The 20,753-nt window shown below is 72.1% G+C and carries 20 protein-coding genes; 8 read left to right on the forward strand and 12 right to left on the reverse strand.

Features of this window, described 5'->3' with window-relative positions; all coding sequences use genetic code 11:
- Positions 1-35 precede the first annotated feature (35 nt).
- Positions 36-1,754: a hypothetical protein gene (locus ACXET9_RS15775; RefSeq protein ID WP_457887635.1), complete on the reverse strand. Its 1,719-nt coding sequence runs from the start codon at positions 1,752-1,754 to the stop codon at positions 36-38.
- Complete coding sequence (locus tag ACXET9_RS15780; RefSeq protein ID WP_457887636.1) at positions 1,739-2,623, reverse strand: ABC transporter ATP-binding protein; 885 nt, start codon at positions 2,621-2,623, stop codon at positions 1,739-1,741. Before ACXET9_RS15780 ends, ACXET9_RS15775 begins: the two co-directional genes overlap by 16 nt.
- Positions 2,624-2,812: 189 nt before the next feature.
- Between ACXET9_RS15780 and ACXET9_RS15785 the strand changes: the two genes are divergently transcribed.
- Positions 2,813-3,994 (forward strand): AI-2E family transporter, encoded by a 1,182-nt coding sequence (locus ACXET9_RS15785; RefSeq protein WP_457887637.1) that lies wholly within the window; start codon positions 2,813-2,815, stop codon positions 3,992-3,994.
- Between the two features lie 225 nt (positions 3,995-4,219).
- Here the strand turns inward: ACXET9_RS15785 and greA are convergent, their stop codons facing one another.
- Positions 4,220-4,708: a transcription elongation factor GreA gene (greA, locus tag ACXET9_RS15790; protein WP_457887638.1), complete on the reverse strand. Its 489-nt coding sequence runs from the start codon at positions 4,706-4,708 to the stop codon at positions 4,220-4,222.
- A 236-nt stretch (positions 4,709-4,944) separates the two neighbouring features.
- Positions 4,945-5,349, reverse strand: a complete 405-nt coding sequence (locus ACXET9_RS15795; protein WP_457887639.1) for a DUF4307 domain-containing protein — start codon at positions 5,347-5,349, stop codon at positions 4,945-4,947.
- Between the two features lie 154 nt (positions 5,350-5,503).
- Between ACXET9_RS15795 and mca the strand changes: the two genes are divergently transcribed.
- Positions 5,504-6,409 (forward strand): mycothiol conjugate amidase Mca, encoded by a 906-nt coding sequence (mca, locus tag ACXET9_RS15800; RefSeq protein ID WP_457887640.1) that lies wholly within the window; start codon positions 5,504-5,506, stop codon positions 6,407-6,409.
- A complete protein-coding gene (locus ACXET9_RS15805) occupies positions 6,406-6,816 on the forward strand; it encodes a hypothetical protein (RefSeq protein WP_457887641.1) in 411 nt (136 codons plus the stop codon). The genes mca and ACXET9_RS15805 overlap by 4 nt, the downstream gene beginning before the upstream one ends.
- Before the next feature lie 189 nt (positions 6,817-7,005).
- Here ACXET9_RS15805 and trhA read toward each other — a convergent pair whose 3' ends face one another.
- Complete coding sequence (gene trhA / locus ACXET9_RS15810) at positions 7,006-7,800, reverse strand: PAQR family membrane homeostasis protein TrhA (protein ID WP_457887642.1); 795 nt, start codon at positions 7,798-7,800, stop codon at positions 7,006-7,008.
- A 197-nt stretch (positions 7,801-7,997) separates the two neighbouring features.
- Here trhA and ACXET9_RS15815 point away from each other — a divergent pair, with 197 nt between their 5' ends.
- The 3 genes from ACXET9_RS15815 (at position 7,998) to ACXET9_RS15825 (ending at position 11,810) form a co-directional block, all read left to right on the forward strand.
- Entirely contained in the window at positions 7,998-8,756 is a 759-nt protein-coding gene (locus tag ACXET9_RS15815; RefSeq protein WP_457887643.1) for an isoprenyl transferase, read from the forward strand.
- A gap of 348 nt (positions 8,757-9,104) precedes the next feature.
- Positions 9,105-10,610 carry a PhoH family protein gene (locus ACXET9_RS15820; protein WP_457887644.1) on the forward strand — a complete coding sequence of 502 codons (1,506 nt, stop codon included), beginning with the start codon at positions 9,105-9,107 and terminating at the stop codon, positions 10,608-10,610.
- Between the two features lie 294 nt (positions 10,611-10,904).
- A complete protein-coding gene (locus ACXET9_RS15825; protein ID WP_457887645.1) occupies positions 10,905-11,810 on the forward strand; it encodes a hypothetical protein in 906 nt (301 codons plus the stop codon).
- A 190-nt stretch (positions 11,811-12,000) separates the two neighbouring features.
- Here the strand turns inward: ACXET9_RS15825 and ACXET9_RS15830 are convergent, their stop codons facing one another.
- From ACXET9_RS15830 to ACXET9_RS15845, 4 genes are all read right to left on the reverse strand, one after another.
- Positions 12,001-12,435, reverse strand: a complete 435-nt coding sequence (locus ACXET9_RS15830) for a MerR family transcriptional regulator (RefSeq protein ID WP_457887646.1) — start codon at positions 12,433-12,435, stop codon at positions 12,001-12,003.
- A complete protein-coding gene (locus ACXET9_RS15835; RefSeq protein ID WP_457887647.1) occupies positions 12,416-12,793 on the reverse strand; it encodes a hypothetical protein in 378 nt (125 codons plus the stop codon). Before ACXET9_RS15835 ends, ACXET9_RS15830 begins: the two co-directional genes overlap by 20 nt.
- A gap of 254 nt (positions 12,794-13,047) precedes the next feature.
- On the reverse strand, positions 13,048-14,466 hold the full coding sequence (locus tag ACXET9_RS15840) for a class II fumarate hydratase (RefSeq protein ID WP_457887648.1): 1,419 nt from the start codon (positions 14,464-14,466) through the stop codon (positions 13,048-13,050).
- Between the two features lie 187 nt (positions 14,467-14,653).
- Positions 14,654-15,565 (reverse strand): carbohydrate kinase family protein, encoded by a 912-nt coding sequence (locus ACXET9_RS15845; RefSeq protein ID WP_457887649.1) that lies wholly within the window; start codon positions 15,563-15,565, stop codon positions 14,654-14,656.
- 120 nt (positions 15,566-15,685) lie between these two features.
- On the opposite strand from ACXET9_RS15845, the gene ACXET9_RS15850 reads away from it, so the two are divergent.
- Entirely contained in the window at positions 15,686-16,459 is a 774-nt protein-coding gene (locus ACXET9_RS15850) for a DUF4245 family protein (RefSeq protein WP_457887650.1), read from the forward strand.
- A gap of 39 nt (positions 16,460-16,498) precedes the next feature.
- Here ACXET9_RS15850 and ACXET9_RS15855 read toward each other — a convergent pair whose 3' ends face one another.
- Together ACXET9_RS15855 and xseA are read right to left on the reverse strand one after the other, a co-directional pair.
- Positions 16,499-16,819, reverse strand: a complete 321-nt coding sequence (locus ACXET9_RS15855) for an exodeoxyribonuclease VII small subunit (RefSeq protein ID WP_457887651.1) — start codon at positions 16,817-16,819, stop codon at positions 16,499-16,501.
- Positions 16,816-18,207: an exodeoxyribonuclease VII large subunit gene (gene xseA / locus ACXET9_RS15860; RefSeq protein WP_457887652.1), complete on the reverse strand. Its 1,392-nt coding sequence runs from the start codon at positions 18,205-18,207 to the stop codon at positions 16,816-16,818. The genes ACXET9_RS15855 and xseA overlap by 4 nt, the downstream gene beginning before the upstream one ends.
- Positions 18,208-18,373: 166 nt before the next feature.
- On the opposite strand from xseA, the gene ACXET9_RS15865 reads away from it, so the two are divergent.
- Entirely contained in the window at positions 18,374-19,378 is a 1,005-nt protein-coding gene (locus tag ACXET9_RS15865; protein WP_457887653.1) for a 4-hydroxy-3-methylbut-2-enyl diphosphate reductase, read from the forward strand.
- Positions 19,379-19,506: 128 nt separating this feature from the next.
- Here ACXET9_RS15865 and ACXET9_RS15870 read toward each other — a convergent pair whose 3' ends face one another.
- Positions 19,507-20,742 (reverse strand): DNA recombination protein RmuC, encoded by a 1,236-nt coding sequence (locus ACXET9_RS15870; protein WP_457887654.1) that lies wholly within the window; start codon positions 20,740-20,742, stop codon positions 19,507-19,509.
- Between the last annotated feature and the right edge of the window lie 11 nt (positions 20,743-20,753).

The following is a 20,753-nucleotide window of genomic DNA, read 5'->3' on the forward strand; positions in this document are numbered from 1 at the left end:
CTGGGACCGTGGTTCCCGGGGCGCTCCTGCATCGTTCAGAGGTAGGCGCGGACCTTCTGGAAGAGGTCCGGGTAGTGCGCCTCGAGGCGCACCGTCCCGATCCGCAGGCCGACGAGGAAGACGACGGCGCCGACGAGGAGCGAGACGATCCCGGCGATCAGCTGGATCAGCAGGCTCCCGGAGAGCACGCCCCACACCGCGAGCCCCGCGGCCGGCAGCTGCGGCACCGCCAGCACGGCCATCGTCAGGCCCATGTTGAGCATCGCGTTCGAGCTCGAGGCGGACTTGTCCTTCATCGGGTTCGTGCCCGGGGGCGCGGTCGGATACGGCATCAGCGTGCCGATCACGACGGAGGCGCCCCAGCCGGTGACCTGCACCCCCAGGGCGCACATCACCGTGAGCGGGATCAGCTCCGGCACCCCGTAGACGATCGGCACGACGATCGTGAACAGCACCGTCACCGGCACCATCAGCAGGGCCATGGCCGCCACGCGGCCCAGCAGGTTCGCGCGCGCCGGCAGGCTCGCGGTGATGTTGACCCAGCCGGACGGCCCGTCGAAGCCGATCTCGTTGCACACGGTGATGCCCATGAACCCGCACATCACGATCACCATCGCCAGCATCATCGGCCGGGACTCCGGGAGCATCAGGCCCATCGCCAGGAAGAACACGATCACGACCGGGTAGATGCCGATCGCGGCCAGATAGCGGGTGTCGCGGCGCCAGTAGCGCAGGGACCGGCCCATCACGGCGCCGACGGCGTTCGACGGGACGAAGCGGGGGACCAGCGCCGTCACCTTCGTGCTGCCCGACGACGCATCGCCGACGAGCGCCGAGGTCAGCGACGTATCGAGCGAGCGTCGCCACCACAGCCACACGACCACGACGGTCGCGGCGGTGATCAGCGCCCGCAGGAGCGCCGTCAGCAGATGCCCCTCGGCGACGTCCATCGGGATCGAGAAGGGTGCGCCGACGGGCGTCCAGGTCAGCACGGCGATCGCGGTGCGGACCCAGCCCAGGAGCGCCTGGGCGTCGATGTCGGTGATCTTCTGCATCCCCAGCGAGAAGCCGTAGACGACCACGAGGAACAGGATCATGCCGATCACGCCGCCGAGCTCGCGCCCGGTGCGGGAGCTCGCCCGGCTCGCGGAATGCGCGAAGGCGGCGCGGGGCAGCAGCAGGCACAGGCCGACGCCGACGGCGTTCGCCGGCAGGAGCACCAGCAGGGCGAGGACGACCGGCAGGATCCCGCTGCCGAAGACCAGCAGCCAGATCACCTCGAAGACCGTCGCGATCGCGACGGCGACCATCGTCAGCAGCGACGGCAGGGAGATCGCGGCGGCCGCGAACATGCCCGGCTGCAGCTCCCGGGCGCTGCGCGGATAGGGCGCGAAGGCGCGGGCGTCGAGGGTGTCGTCCATCCCGAAGGCGACCAGCGGGATCAGCAGCCAGGCCAGCACCGCGACGGTCCCCAGCCCCCGCACGATCAGCGGGAAGGCCTCGCCCTCGCCGCTCCAGACGGTCGCCGTCAGCATGGCGAAGAAGAGGCCGACGAGCCCGCCGAGCGCATAGAGCACGCCGATGCTCGTGCCGACGATCTTCCCGACGTTCTTGCGATAGGACCGCTTCCACAGCGTCCACTTCAGGCGCACCAGGCCGCGGGCGAGCTCGCGCGAGGAGACGGCTCCGCGGCGGACGTCGTCGGCGCTCGCCGCGGCGGTCGCGGTGTGCTCGCTGCTCAGGACTCCAGCCACGACAGGCTCCCCTCCGCGACGCGGCCGCCGCCGACGAGGTCGATGAACCGCTGCACGAGGCTGCCGCCCTGGCGGACCTCGTCGAGGGTGCCGGCGGCCAGCAGGCGCCCCTCCCCGATGACGGCGACGTGCGAGCACAGGCCCTCGACGAGCTCCATCACGTGGCTGGACAGCACGACGGTGCCGCCGCCGCCGACGTAGGCGGTGAGGATCGAACGGATCACCTGCGCGGAGACCGGGTCGACGGCCTCGAGCGGCTCGTCGAGCACGAGGACCCGCGGCGCATGCACGAGGGCGCAGGCCAGCAGGATCTTCTTGGTCATGCCGGCGGAGTAGTCGACGACGAGCTTGCCGTCCTCCCCGGCGAGGTCGAGGGCGTCCAGCAGCGACTGGCTGCGCTCCTCGACGACAGCGGCGTCCATGCCGCGGATGAGGCCGACGTAGGTCAGCAGCTCGCGTCCGGTGAGGCGGTCGAAGGTCCGCAGCCCGTCGGCGAGGACGCCGAGATGGGCCTTGGCGCGCTCGGGCTCCCGCCACATGTCGACGCCAAGCACATGCGAGGTGCCGTCGGTCGGACGCAACATGCCGGTCGCCATCGACAGCGTGGTCGTCTTGCCGGCGCCGTTGGGGCCGACGATGCCGTAGAAGGAGCCCCGCGGCACGTCGAGCGAGAGGCCGTGGACGACCTCGGCGTCGCCGAAGGACTTCCGCAGCCCGCGGATCGACAGGGCGGCGTCCTCGTCGACCGCGGCCGAGGAGGGGAGGGGCTCGGAGGACGGCGCGGACGTCGGTGCGGGCGCGGACGTCGGTGCGGGTGCGGGGAAGTGCGCGGAGGAGGGCGGGGCGAAGGCGGGATCGGCGCTGGACATGAGCCCACGCTAGAGCGGTGCGAGCGACCTCCCCATACCCAGCCGGTTAGCGGTGCATCCGACCTTCGTCGGTTCCTGGGAGTCCCGGACGTTCCGGATGTCCGTGCGTCCCCGCGCCTCCCCGCGGGGTTTCCCCCGGCCGCTAGAGTGAGCGGGTCACCGCCCGGAGCGACGGAAGAAGGAACCCAGATGGCGAAGCTGCGACCTCAACCGCGCGCGATACCGCAGCCCCAGGAGGTGGAGGAGATCCCCCTCGGCGTGCGCCGTCTGGCCGCGTGGTCGTGGCGACTGATCGTGATCGTCGCCGGCGGGGCGCTCGTGCTGTGGGCCGTCTCCCAGGTCGCCTCGATCGTGATCCCCGTGCTCCTCGCGATCCTCGTGACCGTGCTGCTGACGCCGCTGGTCCAGGTCCTCACCCGCTACACCTTCCTGGGACGCGGCGCGGCGAGCGGGATCGCGCTGCTGGGCCTGATCCTCGTGATCGCGGGCATGTTCACCCTCGCCGGCCGACAGCTCATCGCCCAGTGGGCCGACATCCAGAGCAAGGCCGTCGACGGCTTCCAGTCCCTGCTGACCTGGGTGACGGAGACGTTCAGCATCGACGCCCCGATGATGGACGACGCGATCGACGAGGGCCTCGCGCAGCTCCAGGCCAATGCGGATGCGCTGATCAACTCGGCGATGAGCACGGCGGCCGCTCTCGCGAGCATCGGCACGGGCATCATCATCTTCCTGTTCAGCCTGTTCTTCCTGCTCGCCGGCGGACCGACGATCTGGCGCTGGCTCGTCGGCCTGCTCCCGCCGGCCTCCCGCATGACGACGCACGAGGCGTTCCGACGCGGCTGGAAGGCGCTCGCGGCCTATGTCCGCACGCAGATCCTGGTGGCGGGCGTCGACGCCACCGGCATCGCCATCGGCATGGTGTGCCTGGGCATGGGCTCCTATGCGGTCCCGATCTGGCTGCTCGTCTTCCTGTTCTCCTTCATCCCGCTGGTCGGCGCGGTCCTGTCGGGAGCGATCGCGGTGCTCCTCGTGCTCGTGCTCAAGGGATGGGTCTTCGCGCTGATCATGCTCGCCGTGGTGATCGCCGTGCAGCAGATCGAGGGCAACGTCCTGCAGCCCTTCCTCATGGGCAAGGCCGTCGAGCTGCATCCGCTGGCGGTCTTCCTGGGCGTGGCCGGCGGCGCGATGGTCGCCGGGATCCCCGGCGCGCTGTTCGCGATCCCGCTGATCGCCTTCGTCAACGCGACGCTGCTGTACGTCGTCGGCCGGGACCCGAGCCCGGAGCTCGAGGCCGACAGGACGATGGCCGCGCATCTCGCGGAGCTCGCCCGCACCACCAAGCGGAACCTGGCCGCGCGTCCTCGCTGACCCGGCCGCGCGTCCTCGCTGACGGAGTGCCGCGGGCCCGGCTCCACGACGAGAGCCCCGCACCGGCTGATGCCGGTGCGGGGCTCTCGTCACGCGGGGGAGACGGGACAGCGCCCTGGTCGGGGACGTCCGCCTCGGGGCCTGTCAGCCCAGGACCCTGCGGGCTCGGGGCTCGGGGCTCGTCAGCTCGGGCCCGGCAGACCGGAGCCCGGCAGCACCTGGAGGTCAGGGCTTGTAGGGCTTCGCGTCCTTGATGGAGATCGGCAGCTGCTTGCCGTTGGGCGCCGTGTAGTCGATCGTCTGACCGATCGAGGAGCCGTGGATCGCGGCACCGAGCGGGGAGTCCGTCGAGTAGACCTCGATGTCATTGCCCTCGGCGATCTCGCGGTTGCCCAGGAGGAACGTGCGCTCCTTGCCGGCCATCGAGATCGTCACGACCATGCCGGGCTCGACGACGCCGTCGTCCTTCGGGGCCGCGCCGACGACGGCGGTCTTCAGCAGGTGCTTGAGATCGGTGATGCGAGCCTCGTTCAGGCCCTGCGCATCGCGGGCCGCATGGTAGCCGCCGTTCTCCTTGAGGTCGCCCTCGTCACGGGCCGCGGCGATGCGCTCGGCGATCTCCGTGCGGCGCGGGCCCTCGAGCTCCTCGAGCTCCTTGACCAGACGGTCGTATGCGTCCTGGGTGAGCCAGGCGCCATTCGGCTGGCTGCTCATGGGTTCACTCCTGTCGTCGTGGAAGGCGCCGGAGGGAGAACATCCCTCTCAACGCGAATCACGGGGCACATGACACTCATGCGCCCCGTGTGCGGGTGATGAAATCCGGCGAGGTGCCGGGTGTTCGGAATAGCTTACACCGCCCGGACCTGTCCACCTGGGACGAGGATCACTGTTCTCGTCCTCGGATCGTGCGGTGGCGGACCCTCGGCGACAGGGCCGCCGGGTGCGCCGGGTCAGCCTTCGTCGCAGCCGATGACCTCGGCGGTCACGGCGTCGCCCTGGGTGGCGATCTCGACGTGGTGCGCGGTGCGGCGCTCGGTCTGCGCAGGGATCTCGACCTCGAGGAAGCCGACCTGCGCGCTGCCCGCGTTGAGCGCCTGGACGGAGCAGGTCACCGGCGTGCCCGGGGTCATCGTGACCTGGAAGGTCACGCCGATGAGGTGGTCCTCGAGGTGATCGTAGGAGATGACCTCGGCCTTCACCGGCGAGTCGGCGAACCTCACGCCGACGAACGCGACGAGGCCGAGGAAGACGGCCGCGGCGGCGATGAGGAGCACGCGGGCGGTGCGCGGGGCGACCAGAGGCCTGCCGTAGCGCTCGGCGTTCCGCGACGTCGAGGGGGACGAGGGGGAGGACATGGCCCGCAGTGTCCCATCCTCGCCTGGACGCAGGATCGGGAGCGCGCGGGGCGGCGGGCGGGCGGGGCAGGCTCCGTCCAGGCGAGGTGGCGTACCCTCGAGCGGTGGTGCTCCGGCGCCCGCCGTCCGTCGTCGTCCCCGACCGAGGAGTGTCGTGAGCGTCCTGCTGCCCGCACCCGATGAGCCGCTGCGCCTGATGGCCGTCCATGCGCATCCCGATGACGAGTCCTCGAAGGGTGCCGGGTCGACCGCGCGCTACGTCCGCGAGGGCGCCCAGGTCACCGTCATCACCTGCACCGGCGGGGAGCGCGGCGACGTGCTGAACCCGCGGCTGAAGGGAGACCCTGAGCTCGAGCGGAACCTCCCGGCCGTGCGTCGGCAGGAGATGGCTCGTGCGCGGGAGATCCTCGGCGTCGACCATGAGTGGCTGGGCTTCGTGGACTCGGGCCTTCCCGAGGGCGATCCGCTGCCCCCGCTGCCGGAGGGATGCTTCGCCTCCCTGCCCGTCGAGGAGGCGGCCCGTCCGCTCGTGGAGGCGGTGCGCCGTCTGCGACCGCACGTCATGACGACGTACGACGAGAACGGCGGCTACCCGCACCCGGACCACATCCAGGTCAACCGGGTCTCCCTGGCGGCCTTCGAGCTCGCTGCGGATCCGGGCTTCGCGCCCGAGCTCGGCGAGCCCTGGGAGGTCGCGAAGATCTACTACATCAACGGCTTCCACCGTCAGCGCTTCGCCGCGGTCGCCCGCCATCAGCGCGCCCTGGGATCGCCCAACGAGGAGCTCGAGCAGATGCTCCAGCATTACGACGAGGGCCGCGACCGTCTGCTGACCACCCGTGTCGATGTCCGCGACTACCTGCAGGTCAGGGACGATGCGCTGCGCGCCCACGCCACGCAGGTGGACCCCGAGGGGCCGTTCTTCCGCATCTCCCATGACGTGGAGACGGAGGCCTGGGGCACGGAGGACTACGAGCTGCACATCTCGCGCATCGGGGTGAGGCTCCCGGAGGACGACCTGTTCGCGGGCCTGCGCCCCGGAACCGAGGAGCAGCGATGAACCCGTCGGGCATCGGCGTGATCGGCACGCTCCTCGCGGAGGGCACCCCGTCCGACGGCTCGGACATGACCTCGGCGACCGTGACCCCGGGCGTCGGCGGCTTCATCTTCGTCTTCCTGGTCGGCGCCGCGATCATCCTGCTCATCGTGGACATGAACCGCCGCGTGCGCCGCGTCCAGGCCGACGCGAAGGTCACCGCGCGGATGGAGGCCGAGGCGGCCGCGGCGGAGGGCGCCGCAGCGGCGGACGCCGAGTCGCCGGTGGGGTCGGAGGGCTCGGTGAGCGCGGATGGCGCGATCGGCTCGGCCGACGGCGGTTCGGCCGACGGCGGTTCGGTCGACGGCGGCTCGTCGGCCGACGCGGACGGCGATGCCGGTGCCGTCGGCGACGAGGACGCCCGCGGCTGACGCGACGAGGGCTCCCGCCGCGGACGCGGATCCCGGGTCCGCGGCGGGAGGACGACGACGGACGGCCCGGACTGCGCTCAGCGCGGTCCGGGCCGTCTCTCGTCGGGGCGCGGTCCGCCGATCGCGGACGCGTCAGACCGTCGCGTACGCGTCAGACCGTCGCGTACGCGTCTGATCGCCGCGAAGGCATCAGATCACCGCGAACGCGACGGCGACGAAGTGGCAGACGAAGCCCGCGATCGTGCAGGCGTGGAAGATCTCGTGGAAGCCGAACCAGGCGAACGAGGGGTTCGGCCGCTTCAGGGCGTAGACGACGGCGCCCGCGGTGTAGGCGAGACCGCCGGCGACCAGCAGCCAGACCACCGCCCAGCCGCCGCTCGCGAGGAACTGCGGCATGTAGAAGACCGCGATCCAGCCGAGGGCGACGTAGGCCGGGACGTACAGCCAGCGCGGAGCGCCGGTCCAGAAGATGCGGAAGCAGACGCCGATCGCGGCGCCGCCCCAGGCGATCGCCAGCAGGGTCAGCGCCTGCCGGGGCGTCAGCAGGGCGACCGCGAGCGGAGTGTATGTGCCGGCGATGATCAGGAAGATGTTGGCGTGGTCGAACCGCTTGAGCATCATCGTGCGCTCGGGCGACCAGGTGCCGCGATGGTAGGTCGCCGAGATGCCGAACAGGAGCCCCGCGGTCACGACGTAGACGACCGCCGCGAACCGCGTCGCCAGGCTGTCGCCGAGGGCGACCAGCGCGAGGCCGGCGATCATCGCGGACGGGAAGGTGATCAGATGCAGCGTGCCGCGCAGGCGGGGCTTGGGCAGCTGCAGGCCGAGCTGCTCGGCGCGTCGGGCCATCGCGCGCGTGAGAGTGCGCGGCGCGAAGGGATGGGACGCCGCGGTGGGGATGTCCTCGTCGCCGGGCTGGGCCGCGCGGAGGGGATCGTGGTCCTCCATCGTGCGGGCCTCCTCGGGCAGGGTGCCGGTGTTCATTCCGGAAGCGTAACCTACGCAACCGTAACCAGGGAACGGTGCTGCTGTGTCGATCCCGTGTCGATTCGTGGCGGAGCGCGGGAGCACGCCGGTGCATCTTGGATAATGGCGGAGGTGCGTCCGGGGCGGGTCGCACTCCAACGCGCACCTCCTCTGCGCGCAGGTCCCACGCGCACGACCCCACGGAACGGAGGCCCATGGACGACGACGGCCTCCTCTACCGCGTCTACGAGAGGCGCCTGATGAAGGAGCTCGGGGAGCTCGATCTCCCGCAGCACCTCGGCGTCATCGTCGACGGCAACCGGCGCTGGGCGAAGTCCACCGGTGCGACGACCGCCGAGGGCCACCGCGTCGGCGCGGCGAAGATCCTCGAGTTCCTCTCCTGGTGCCAGGACCTCGAGATCCCCCTGGTCACCGTCTGGCTGCTCTCGACCGACAACGTGCGCCGGTCCGAGGAGGAGCTCGCCGCCCTCTACGGGATCATCGGCTCCGCCGTCGAGCAGATCGCCGCGGCCGGCTACTGCGTCCGCCTCACAGGGAGCCTCGACAGCCTGCCCCCCGAGGGGCGGCGCGTGCTCGAGCAGGCTCTCGAGGGCACGACGGTGACGTCATCGCTGACCGTCAACGTCGCCATCGGGTACGGCGGCCGCGAGGAGATCGTCGACGCCGTCCGCGAGCTCGTGATCGACCTCGGCCGCGAGGGCCTCTCCCCGGAGGGGATCGCCGCTCGGATCAGCACCGAGTCCATCGCCGAGCACCTCTACACCCGCGGGCAGCCCGACCCCGACCTGATCATCCGGACCTCCGGCGAGCAGCGCCTCTCCGGCTTCCTGCTCTGGCAGTCGGTGCACTCGGAGTACTGGTTCTGCGAGACCTACTGGCCCGGCTTCCGCCGCATCGACCTGCTGCGCGCCCTCCGCGACTTCTGCAAGCGCGAGCGGCGCTTCGGCGCCTGAGCCGGCTGGCTGGCTGACTGGTCGGCTGGCTGGCTGACTGGCCGGCTGGCGCGGTCGTCGGCTCGGCGGCGAGCGCTGATCGGCGTCGGGCCGGTGGTGAGCGCGGCGTGGTGTCGGGCCGGTGGTGAGAGCTGAGCGGCGTCGGATCGCAGCGGCGTCTCGCGGACGGAAGGGGCAGCGCGATCGGTGCGGCGGGGTGGCAGGATGGCTGCATCCGATGCGGATGTGATCCGGCTAACATCGGATGATGATCGGGTGAACGTCCTCCCCGTGCCCCGCGGGGAGCGCCCGACGGCCCGCCGGGTCCGGTCTATCGTCCCGGTGAGCACCACCTGACGGGAGGCACCGATGGACGACATCAGGACTGCGGAGCACGACCTCGCAGAGCACGATCTCGCGGAGCGAGGCGCGGCAGCGGGCGGGACGGCGGTCGACGGGGACGCGCTCGCGGGCTATGGCACGGAGACCGCGGTGTACGGCGGAGTGTCCGCCCCGGAACCGACGCCGGTGGTCCCCTCTCTGAGGCCCGGCGGTGCGCAGGGCTCGCTGCCCGATCTGCAGACCGGCACCCTCACCTACGTGCTGGACACCTCCGTGCTGCTGTCGGACCCGCTCGCGCTCGTGCGCTTCGCCGAGCATGACGTGGTGCTCCCGATCGTCGTGGTCACCGAGCTCGAGGCCAAGCGCCACCATCCGGACCTCGGCTACTTCGCCCGCCAGGCGCTGCGGATCCTCGACGACCTCCGCGAGCAGCACGGGAACCTCTCCCAGCCGCTGCCGATCGGCAAGGACGGCGGCCACATCCAGGTCGAGCTGAACCACATGAACGTGGCCTCGCTGCCCGACGGATTCCGCCTCGGCGACAACGACACGCGCATCCTCGCGGTCGCCAAGAACCTGCAGCTCGAGGGCAAGCACGTCGTGCTGGTCTCCAAGGACCTGCCCATGCGGATCAAGGCGTCGGCCTCCGGCATCCACGCCGAGGAGTACCGGGCCGAGCTCGCACGGGACCGCGGCTACACCGGCATGGTCACCGCCGCGACCGACGAGGACACCATGTCCGCCCTCTACGACGGCGACGACGTCGAGATCCCCGGGGTCGTGCACCTGCCGGTGCACACGGGACTCACGATCACCTCGGCCCGCGGCTCCGCCCTCGGTCGGGTCACCCGGGAGAAGAAGGTCCGGCTGGTCCCCGGCGACCAGTCGGTCTTCGGCGTCTCCGGCCGCTCCGCCGAGCAGCGCGTCGCGATCGACCTCCTCATGGACGAGTCCATCGGGATCGTCTCGCTCGGCGGCCGCGCCGGCACCGGCAAGAGCGCCCTCGCCCTCTGCATGGGCCTCGAGGCCGTCCTCGAGCGCCGCACGCAGCGCAAGATCATGGTGTTCCGCCCGCTCTATGCGGTCGGCGGCCAGGAGCTCGGCTACCTGCCTGGCGACCAGGGCGAGAAGATGGGGCCCTGGGGACAGGCCGTCTTCGACACGCTCGGCTCGATGGTCTCCCAGAACGTCATCGACGAAGTCCTCTCGCGCGGCATGCTCGAAGTGCTCCCGCTGACCCACATCCGCGGACGCTCCCTCCACGACGCCTTCGTGATCGTCGACGAGGCCCAGTCCCTCGAGCGCAACGTGCTGCTGACCATGCTCTCCCGCATCGGCCAGAACTCCCGCGTCGTCCTCACCCACGACATCGCCCAGCGCGACAACCTGCGCATCGGCCGCTATGACGGCATCGCCTCCGTCGTCGAGGCCCTCAAGGAGAACGAGCTGTTCGCGCACATCACGCTGCAGCGCTCCGAGCGCTCCAAGGTCGCCGAGCTCGTCACGCACGTGCTGGACGAGCCGGTCCTCTGAGCGGGGCGCGGGGCTGGGGCCCGGGGCGCGGGCTCGGCTGGGCTGGGGCTTGGCTCGGGCGGACTGCGGCGCGGTCGGCAGGGGAGGACGGGACGAATACGCTCAGGTGATCGCATATCGCGATCGCCTGCGCGTATTCGTCCCGTCCCTGCGTTGCCCGCCCCTGCCCCTGCGCCTTGCCCCCTGCGCCTCGCCCCTGCGCCCGCCCCTCTCGGCACTCCTCCCCACTCCCGCGCATCCACATTCCAGGGCTCGGCGTGGTGGTGTCGCGGGCCGGGTGGTCGGATCAGGGGCATGCAGATCCCCGGCATCATCCATCGAAGCCAGCTGGCGCAGACCCTTGCCGAGAGGCCTGAGCTCGAGGGCGAGCTCGGGCGGGCCCTGCGTTCCGGGGCGATGCGGCGGGTCCCGCCGTGGTACATCGCGGAGGGGGCGCCGGCGGACGTGGTCGCCGTGCTCCGACAGGGCATGCGTCCGACCTGCGCGGACGGCGCGGCCCTGCACGGTCTGTTCGTCCCTCCGGTCGAGGGGGTCCACGCCTTCCGGCCCCGCGTGCTCGTCCTGCCGCCGGAGAAGCGCGGCGTGCGACTCGACCGGATCCGGCGCCGGGACGGGAAGGTCCAGCGCCTCGGCGGTGCGCAGCCGATCGTGCTCCACAGCCCGCAGCTGCGGGCGTGGCCGGGAGCGGATCCGGTCCCCGACCTGTCGCTCGTCCTCGAGCATGCAGGTCGCTGCCTGCCGACCGTGACGGCCGCGGTGATCCTCGAGTCCGCGGTCCACCGGGGGCAACTCTCGCTCTCGGCGGCTCAGCGGATCGTCGCGGGGCTCCCGCATGACCCGCGCCGCGCGCTCTCGCGGATCCGCGCGGACGCCGAGTCGGGCACAGAGACCGCGGTGCGCTGGTGGTTCGAGAGCCTCGGCGTCGCCGTCCGGGCACAGGTGCCGTTCCCGGGCGGGGTCCGGCGGCGGATGGATTTGCTGGTGGGGAAGAGCTGGGTGATCGAGTGCGACAGCCGTGCCCATCATGACGACCCCCGCAGCTACGCAGAGGACCGGGAAAGGGACCTCTATCTGCGATCGCGGGGCTTCCACGTCACGCGTCTGACCTGGGAGCAGGTGTTCCTGCGGTGGAGCACGACGGAGGACCTGCTGCGAACGATCCTGCGCCGCGGCGAGCATCGCAGGGCGCCGAAGGCATGACGCGGCGAGGCGCGGCGGCCCGGTGAGGGGAGGTCGGGCCCGGCACGAGGGGGCGGGGCAGCGAGGCGGGGTGAGGTGTTACGGGACGGATATGCGCACGTGATGGCATAGGGCGATCACATGCGCGTATGCGTCCCGTTCTCCTCCCGGCCAGCGCTCTTCAGCTCACCTCTCCGCGTCTCTGCGCCCCTCAGCGCCCTGCCTCCCTGTCCTCGCCCCCGTCCCGCGCCTCCCCGCCATGCACCGGGACGTCGGGCCATGGCTCGCCGGAGTCGAGCTCCGCACGCCAGCTCTGCAGCTGCTGGCGGGCGTCCGCGAGGGCCTGCTCCTTCTCGTCGAGTCGGGCTTCGAGCCGTTCGATGCTCTCCCGCGCCGCGGCGACCCGGCCGCGGACGGTGCGGTGCTCGCTCTTGGCGGCGAGCAGGTCGCGCACCTCGTCGAGACCGAAGCCGATCCTCCGCAGCGCGGTCACGACCTGCAGGTGGTCGAGGACGGAGGGGTCGTAGCGGCGTGCACCGCCGCCGGTGCGCTCCGGCGGAGGGATGATCCCTTCGCGCTCGTAGAAGCGCAGGGCGTCCGCGCTGAGCCCGCTGCGGCGGGAGACCTCACCGATGGGAAGCGACATACCAGGAGTACAGCACGAGGCAGATCGCGACGAGGGCGGCTCGGACGAGATGGTGGGAGAGGTGGAACTCCCCGATCGTCCGGCCCCACAGCAGGGGAGCGGCGCACACCATGAGCGATGCGAGCGCGGCGAACGCGATGAGCACTTCTCGTGGCGCGGGCTCGGCGAGGCGGGAGGGGAGCGCCGCGAGCACGACGGCGGAGATGCTCAGCAGCATCGCCGTCGCGTAGGCGATCAGAGGCACGGCGAGGGCGGCGGAGCTGGCACCGGTCCCCGACGCCGCCTGCGCGAAGGCGACGAGGGCGAGGACCTGGGACAGGGCGAGGAGCGCGAAGGGCGCGAGAAGGAGGATCCACATGGCGCCAGCACACTCCCTGGAGTGCGCTCCAGGTCAAGGGGAGATTCAGCGACTTCCGCGATGCGGAGCCGCCCTTTCGCCGCGATGCCGAGCCGCCCGCTCATCGCGATGCCGAACCTCCCCTCTGCCGCGACGACGACCAGCAGGCTCCTCGAGATGAGGAACGCCCCGTCCCTCGCGGGGACGGGGCGTTCGATCACGAAGCATGCGCCGAGACGCGCTGGCATGCGCCAGCGAGAACCGGCGTACCGCGATCAGGCCTTCGGGGCGGTCATGGAGAGGACGTCGAGGGCGGCGTCGAGCTGCTCCTCGGTGAGCTCGCCGCGCTCGACGAAGCCGAGGGCGATGGTCGCCTCGCGCACGGAGATGCGCTCGGCGACGGCGTGCTTGGCGATCTTCGAGGCGGACTCGTAGCCGATGAGCTTGTTCAGCGGGGTCACGATCGAGGGGGAGGCCTCGGCGTAGAAGCGGGCCTTCTCCTCGTCGGCGACGAGGCCGTCGACGGTCTTGTCGGCGAGGACCGTGGAGGCGTTCGCGAGGAGGCGGATCGACTCGAGCAGGCTGGTTCCCATCAGGGGGATCTGCACGTTGAGCTCGAAGGCGCCCTGAGCGCCGCCCCAGGCGATGGCGGCGTCGTTGCCGACGATCTTCGCGCACACCATGAGCACGGCCTCGGGGATCACCGGGTTGACCTTGCCGGGCATGATCGAGGAGCCGGGCTGCAGGTCGGGGATCGCGATCTCGCCGAGGCCGGTGTTCGGGCCGGAGCCCATCCAGCGCAGGTCGTTGCAGACCTTCGTCAGGGACACGGCGATGGTGCGCAGCGCTCCGGACATCTCGACGAGGCCGTCGCGGGCGGACTGGGCCTCGAAGTGGTTGCGGGCCTCCGTCAGCGGCAGCGAGGTCTGCTCGGCGAGGTTCGCGATGACCTTCTGCGGGAATCCGACCGGGGTGTTGATGCCGGTGCCGACGGCGGTGCCGCCCTGCGGGACCTCGGCGGTCCGGGGGAGGGCGGCCTCGACGCGCTCGATGCCGTAGCGGATCGCGGCCGCGTAGCCGCCGAACTCCTGGCCGAGGGTCACGGGGGTCGCGTCCATGAGGTGCGTGCGGCCCGACTTCACGACGCTCTTCCATGCCTCGGCCTTGGTCCCGAGGGACTCGGCGAGGTGGGCGAGGGAGGGGAGCAGGTGCGTGACCACGCCCTGCGTGACGGCGACGTGCACGGAGGTGGGGAACACGTCGTTGCTGGACTGCGAGCAGTTCACGTGGTCGTTGGGGTGGACGGGCAGCTCGTCGGTCGACGCGAGGGTCGCGAGCACCTCGTTCATGTTCATGTTGGAGCTGGTGCCGGACCCGGTCTGGTAGGTGTCGACCGGGAACTGGTCGTCGTGCTCGCCGGCGATGACGGCGTCGGCTGCGGCGACGATCGCCTGCGCGATCGCGGGGTCGAGCACGCCGAGGTCCTGGTTGGCGCGCGCGGCGGCCTTCTTGACCTGGGCGAGGGCGTGGATGTGGGCGGGCTCGAGGCCCTGCCCGGAGATCGGGAAGTTCTCGACGGCGCGCTGGGTCTGCGCACGGTAGAGGGCGGTTGCGGGGACCCGCACCTCGCCCATGGTGTCGTGCTCGATGCGGTAGCCGTCGGTGTCGGCGATGGCGGCGGTGTTCTGGGACATGTGTTGCTGCTCCCTGGTGATGGTCCGGAGACGTCCTTGTTCCGAGTCTGTCAGGTCCCGTGTCGCGGGGCCGTGCATCGGGCCGCTCAGGCGGGTCCGACGCGCCGAGCCCTCCCATCGGGATCCGATGGGAGGGGCTCGGTGGTGCGGGGTGCGGTGTGCGGTGGCGCGGGGTGGTGCGGCGGGCTCAGCCGAGCTCGTGGCTCCACGGGGGGTTGGCGCCGGCGCGCGAGACGGTCACGGCGGCGAGCCGGGCGGCGCGGCGGAGGATCCCGGCGAGGTCGTCCGAGGGCGTCGAGGCGAGCTGGTCGCGCACGCCCGCTCCGACGAGGCCCTTGTCGGCGAGGGCGTCGAGGATGCCAGCGGAGAAGGTGTCGCCGGCGCCGACGGTGTCCACGGCCTCGACCTTCACCGGGGCGATCTGCACACGGCCGGCGGCGGAGAAGCCGACCGCGCCCTCGCCGCCGCGGGTGAGGAAGGTCAGGCCCGGGCCGAGCGTGCGCCAGGAGGCGACGACGTCCTCGACGTCGTCGGTGCCGTACAGCCAGGCGACGTCCTCGTCGGAGGACTTCACGACGTCGCTGAGGGCGATGTTCGCCTCGACCAGCTCGCGGGTCGCCGCGGGGTCGCCCATCAGAGAGGGCCGCGCATTGGGGTCGTAGCTGATCAGCGAGGTCTCGCGGTAGCGCCGCAGCACGTCCATGACGGTGGAGGCACCGGGCTGCATGACAGCGGCGATGGAGGAGGTGTGCACGGCGGAGACGCCCTCCGGGAGGCCCGACGGATCCGGGTCCCACGTCAGGTCGAAGACGTAGGTCGCAGCGCCGGTCTCGTCGAGGGTGGCCTCGGCGGTGGAGGTCGCGGCATCGACGACGCTGCCCGGCGTGAGCACCACGCGGGACTCCTCCACATGGGCGCGAATGGCTTCGCCGCGGGCGTCGCGGCCGATGCGGGTGAGCAGGTGGCTGTCGTGCCCGAGACGTCCGAGGGCAACGGCCACGTTCAGGGGGGATCCGCCGGGGTGCTCCGCTCGAGGGCCGTCCGCGGGGACGACGATATCCGTGAGGGCTTCGCCGACGGTGAGGAATTTGGCAGTCACCGCATGATCATCGCAGGTTTCGGCGTGCGGGGCGAACCGTCTCGCCCCGTTGTGGACAGCGCTGCCGGGCGTGGGGGATCCCTCGGTCTGCCTTCAGGGGAGGCGGGGGACAATGGAGGCATGCTCGGTCCCTCCTCCGCTCCTTCTTCCAGCCCTGCGCCGGACGCTTCCGGCTCCTCGTCCGCGCCCGACGTGCGCGACTCCATTGCGCAGAGCGTCGACAGCGCACAGAGCATCGACAACGCGCAGAGCATCGACACATCGGCATCGGCATCGGGCGGGTCCGCCGCGGGGGCGCCGCGGATCCGGGCGGTGGAGGTCGTCCGCCCGCGGAAGACGTCCCGCTACGCGGACATGGCGCGGACGCCGCTGCGGAACATGGTCTGGGCGATGGGGCTGACGATGGCAGTCGTCGCCGTCGTCGGGATCGCGTTCTTCGGGGTCGGCGGCGACGGGGCCCGGGACACGCTCGAGAACTCGGAGCTGGACCTGGCGGAGTCGGCCGCGCGGGCGCGCGACGCCGTCGACTTCCCCGTCGCCGAGCCGGAGCTCGGGGACGATTGGAGCCTGCGCACGGCGCGTCTCGAGGCGCAGGCGCCGGCGAGCTGGGAGATCGCCTACTCCTCGCCCGATCGTGAGCTGGTCACCCTCGTCGAGCAGGAGGAGATCGGCGCACCCGTCCTCTCGGCGGCGCTGCCCGGTGTCGTGGTCGAGGAGGAGACGGTGATCGACGGCGCCGCCTGCCAGGTCCTCTCGACTGCGGGGTCCGGCGATGCGGAGGCGGCTCGGGGTCTGACCTGCGCGGGCGACGGCTGGGGGATCCTCGTGCACGGCACCGCGGACGACGCCGAGCTGCGCGAGCTCATGGAGGCGGCGATCAGCTCCCTGCGCTGACCCGGCCCGCCTCTGCGCGCCTCGTCCCGCGCATCCGCGTCACTCGGTCTCGCGGCGGGCCGCGACAGCCTCCTCGAGGCGCTCGCGGGCGCCGTCGAGCCACTGCTGGCAGCGGCGCGCGAGCATCTCCCCGCGCTCCCACAGGGCGATCGAGTCCTCGAGGCCGCCCTGGCCGGATTCGAGCCGGCGCACGACCTCGACCAGCTGGTCGCGCGCGGCCTCGTAGCTGAGGCCCGCGATGTCCGCGGGGAGCGGCGCGGGATCGCCGGTGCGGGCGGTTCCGCCGGGATGAGCGGCTTCGTCAGGACGAGCGGCCTCGTCGGGTCGGGCGGCGTCGGCGGAGCGGGGCGAGGGGGTCATGCGGTCTCCTCAGGATCGGGGGTCGGTGCGGCGGGCGCGGGCGCGGGCGCGGGCGCGGCGGGCGCGGGAGCGGTGGGCGGGGTGTAGGGGTCCTCGACGGTGCGGCGCACGCCGAAGCGGCCGCCGGCGACGCGCACGGACAGGGCCTGGTCGATCGCGGAGTCGTCGGGATGGCGGACGATGCCGCCGTCGGCCGACTGGACGACCGCGTATCCGCGCTCGAGGGTCGCGAGCGGACTCAGCGCCTGGACCTGGCGGCCGAGGTGGGCGACCTCGTCGCCCGCCCGGTCCAGGCGGGCGCCGATGAGCGTGCGCGCGAGGGCCGTGCGGGAGCGGATCTCGTCGGCGCGGCCGGCGAGGATCGTGGTCGGGTCCTCGAGGACGGGACGGGAGCGGATCGCCTCGAGCGAGGACTGCTCCCGCTCGAGGCGCCCGCGGATCGCGGTGCGCAGGCGCGTGCGGCCGAGCGTGAGCTGCTCGGTCTCCGCCTGGATGTCGGGGACCACGCGCTTGGCGGCGTCGGTCGGGGTCGAGGCGCGGACGTCGGCGGCGAGATCGATCAGCGGGGTGTCGACCTCGTGCCCGATCGCCGAGACGATCGGGGTGGCGGCGGCGGCGACCAGCCGCGTGAGCTGCTCGTCGGAGAAGGGCAGCAGGTCCTCGAGGGAGCCGCCGCCGCGCGAGACGATGATGACGTCGACCTCCTCGAGGGCGTCGAGCTCGCGCAGGGCCGCGGAGACCTCCCGGACGGCCTTCGCCCCCTGCACCGCGACCTCGCGGATCTCGAAGCGGACCGCGGGCCAGCGGCGACGGGCGTTGACGACGACGTCGCGCTCGGCCGCGGACTCGCGCCCGCAGATCAGGCCGACGGTGCGGGGCAGGAACGGGAGGGGCTTCTTGCGGCCGGGGTCGAAGAGGCCCTCCGCGGCGAGCACCCGCTTGAGCTGCTCGAGCTGGGCGAGGAGCTCGCCGATGCCGACGGGGCGCATGTCGTCGGCCTCCAGCTGGAGGCTCCCGCGCTTGGTCCAGAAGGTCGGTCGCGCGTGCACGACGACGCGCGAGCCGGCGACGGGCTCCATCGGGAGCCCCTTCAGGACGCGCTCGCGCACCGGCACGGAGAAGGACATGTCGACGTCCGCGTCGCGGAGGGTCATGAAGGCCATGCCGGAGCCGGGCCTGCGGTTCAGCTGCACGATCTGGCCCTCGACCCAGATCGGCGACATCCGCTCGATGTATTCGCGGACCTTGACCGCGAGCTGGCGCAGCGGCCACGGATTCTCCGCGGTGGTCTGCGCGGCGGTCGGGGCGAGGGCGCGGGCCTCCGCGGGCTCGCCGCCGCTGGGGCCGCTGCCGGGGATGCGGTCCGGCTCGGGGAGGGTCTGGCTCATGGGGTCCACTCTGGCACGCGGCGGTGACAGGACCGGGACGGCGTGCGGCGCTGGGGACGGACGGCGCATGGGGAGGAGAGGTCCGCAGACGCCGACGCTTGTGGAGGCTTGGTGAGTCTCGCCCCACGGATCCCCCTTTCTGCCGGGGGTTTCCTACGATGGAGCGGTGAGCACTGGAACCGTCCTCCTGGCCGAGCCCCGCGGGTACTGCGCGGGCGTCGACCGCGCCGTCGTCGCCGTCGAGAGGGCCCTCGAGCACTATGACGAGACCGTGTACGTACGGCACGAGATCGTCCACAACAAGTACGTCGTCGACCGTCTCAAGGACAAGGGCGCCGTCTTCGTCGAGGAGGTCGACGAGGTCCCCGAGGGGGCGCTCGTCATCTTCTCCGCGCACGGCATCTCGCCGAAGGTGCGGGAGATGGCGAAGGAGCGCAACCTGCGCACGATCGATGCGACCTGCCCGCTGGTCACCAAGGTCCACAAGGAGGCGGTGCGCTTCGCCCGCCAGGACTACGACATCCTGCTCGTCGGCCACACCGGCCACGAGGAGGTCGAGGGCACGGCGGGGGAGGCCCCCGATCACGTGCAGATCGTCAACTCGCCCGACGATGTCGGCTCGGTGACCGTGCGCGATCCCGAGAAGGTCGTGTGGCTCTCGCAGACCACCCTCAGCGTCGACGAGACCATGGAGACCGTGGACAAGCTGCGCGAGCGCTTCCCCACGCTGCAGGCCCCGCCCAGCGATGACATCTGCTACGCCACCCAGAACCGCCAGGTCGCGATCAAGAAGATCGCCCCGGAGTCGGATCTCGTGCTCGTCGTCGGCTCCCCGAACTCCTCGAACTCGGTGCGCCTCATGGAGGTCGCGCTCGAGGCCGGCGCGAAGGCCTCCTACCGCATCGACTCGGTCGACGAGCTGCGTGAGGAGTGGTTCGAGGGCGTCGGGACCGTGGGCGTGACCTCCGGCGCCTCCGTCCCCGACATCCTGGTCCAGCAGCTGCTCGCCGAGCTCGCCGAGCGCGGCTACGGCGATGTGCAGCCCGTGCGCACCGCGACCGAGGACCTCATGTTCTCGCTGCCGCGGGAGCTGCGTCAGGACCTGTCCGCGAGCGGCGACGGCGACCGCCGCACCCGGCCCACCGGGCATCGGGCCACCGCCGAGTCCTGACCCGTCGGCCGGGCCGGACCGCTCGCCGGGCCGGCCCGCTCGCCGGTTCGGCCCGCGCGTCGGCCCAGCCCGTCCGACGGCCTGGCCGGCCCGTGCGTCGGCCGGCTCGGCGTGTCCGACGGACGGACTCAGCCCGCCGCGCGGCCTGGGCGCTCCGAGCCGTCTGCGCGCGCGCCCGCGGCCGACGGCCGTGCGCTCGCCGGTGAGGCCAGGTCCGCGATCTCGGCGTCGTCGATCGTGCGGGCGCGCCGCGTGAGCTGGTCGACGTCGTCGATCCGCGAGGCCGTGAGGCCGAGGTCCTCGAAGCGGCGCGCGGTCACCATGACCCGCGTCTGGAGCGAGCCGACGGCATCGTTGTAGGCCGCGACCGAGGAGTCCAGAGACCGGCCGACCTTGCCGAGATGCCCGCTGAGCGTCCCCAGCCGATGGTGGAGCTCGCGGCCCGTCTCGAGCACCGTGCGGGCGTCGCGGTTCAGCGCATCGGTGCGCCAGGTGTGCGCGACGGTGCGCAGCAGCGCCATCAGAGTGGCGGGCGAGGCGATGACGACGTCCTGGGCGAAGGCGTGCTCGAGCAGGCCCGGATCCGGCTCGAGGGCGGCTGCGAGGACTCCGTCGCTCGGCACGAACAGCACCGTGAACTCCGGGGTGTCGCCCAGCGCCTTCCAGTAGGACTTGGAGGCGATGACGTCGACGTGACGGCGCAGCGCCTTCGCATGCGCATGGCGGCGGCCGGCAGCGCGATCGGGATCGGGCTCCTCGACCGCGTCGAGATAGGCCTCCATCGGCGACTTCGCGTCGACCACCACCTGGCGCTCCCCGGACAGGTGGACGACCAGGTCGGGGCGCTGTCCGCCGGAGCCGTCGGCACGCTTCCCGGGCAGCTGCTCGGTGAAGTCGACGTGCTCGAGCATGCCCGCGGCCTCGACGATGCGGCGCAGCTGCACCTCGCCCCAGCGGCCCCGGGCCGTCGGCGCGCGCAGGGCCGACGTCAGGGCATGGGTCCCCGCGTCGAGCTGCTCGGTGCGGGCGGCGAGCTCGCCCAGCTGCTGGCGGAGCATCCCCTCGGACTCGGCGCGCAGGCGCTCGGTCCGTGCGAGGGCTCGCTCGACCTGCGCGAGGGACTCGCCGATCGGGGCGAGGGTGCGGTGGAGGGTCGCCTCGCGCGCTTCGTCGGCGGCTTCGCGCCGTGCCGTGTCGCGGTCGAAGCGCTCGCCGGCGAGGTCCAGGAGCATGCTCGAGGCGCCGGCCTGCTCCGCGCGCCGGTCCGCGGCGCCGCGGCCGCGCTCGCGCAGGATCAGGACGGCGCCGGTCGCGCCGAGGGCGATGCCGACCAGAAGGGCGAGGAGGAGGGGAAGGGCATCCATCCCCCCAGCAC

The sequence above is a fragment of the Brachybacterium netajii (SeqCode) genome (genome assembly GCF_054114245.1).

Excerpts from the sequence above, each read along its gene's own strand:
- ACXET9_RS15780 (WP_457887636.1), bottom strand. The coding sequence starts at position 2,623 with ATGTCCAGCGCCGATCCCGCCTTCGCCCCGCCCTCCTCCGCGCACTTC.
- ACXET9_RS15785 (WP_457887637.1), top strand. The coding sequence starts at position 2,813 with ATGGCGAAGCTGCGACCTCAACCGCGCGCGATACCGCAGCCCCAGGAG.
- greA (WP_457887638.1), bottom strand. The coding sequence starts at position 4,708 with ATGAGCAGCCAGCCGAATGGCGCCTGGCTCACCCAGGACGCATACGAC.
- ACXET9_RS15795 (WP_457887639.1), bottom strand. The coding sequence starts at position 5,349 with ATGTCCTCCCCCTCGTCCCCCTCGACGTCGCGGAACGCCGAGCGCTAC.
- ACXET9_RS15805 (WP_457887641.1), top strand. The coding sequence starts at position 6,406 with ATGAACCCGTCGGGCATCGGCGTGATCGGCACGCTCCTCGCGGAGGGC.
- trhA (WP_457887642.1), bottom strand. The coding sequence starts at position 7,800 with ATGAACACCGGCACCCTGCCCGAGGAGGCCCGCACGATGGAGGACCAC.
- ACXET9_RS15815 (WP_457887643.1), top strand. The coding sequence starts at position 7,998 with ATGGACGACGACGGCCTCCTCTACCGCGTCTACGAGAGGCGCCTGATG.
- ACXET9_RS15820 (WP_457887644.1), top strand. The coding sequence starts at position 9,105 with ATGGACGACATCAGGACTGCGGAGCACGACCTCGCAGAGCACGATCTC.
- ACXET9_RS15825 (WP_457887645.1), top strand. The coding sequence starts at position 10,905 with ATGCAGATCCCCGGCATCATCCATCGAAGCCAGCTGGCGCAGACCCTT.
- ACXET9_RS15830 (WP_457887646.1), bottom strand. The coding sequence starts at position 12,435 with ATGTCGCTTCCCATCGGTGAGGTCTCCCGCCGCAGCGGGCTCAGCGCG.
- ACXET9_RS15835 (WP_457887647.1), bottom strand. The coding sequence starts at position 12,793 with ATGTGGATCCTCCTTCTCGCGCCCTTCGCGCTCCTCGCCCTGTCCCAG.
- ACXET9_RS15840 (WP_457887648.1), bottom strand. The coding sequence starts at position 14,466 with ATGTCCCAGAACACCGCCGCCATCGCCGACACCGACGGCTACCGCATC.
- ACXET9_RS15850 (WP_457887650.1), top strand. The coding sequence starts at position 15,686 with ATGCTCGGTCCCTCCTCCGCTCCTTCTTCCAGCCCTGCGCCGGACGCT.
- ACXET9_RS15855 (WP_457887651.1), bottom strand. The coding sequence starts at position 16,819 with ATGACCCCCTCGCCCCGCTCCGCCGACGCCGCCCGACCCGACGAGGCC.
- xseA (WP_457887652.1), bottom strand. The coding sequence starts at position 18,207 with ATGAGCCAGACCCTCCCCGAGCCGGACCGCATCCCCGGCAGCGGCCCC.
- ACXET9_RS15870 (WP_457887654.1), bottom strand. The coding sequence starts at position 20,742 with ATGGATGCCCTTCCCCTCCTCCTCGCCCTTCTGGTCGGCATCGCCCTC.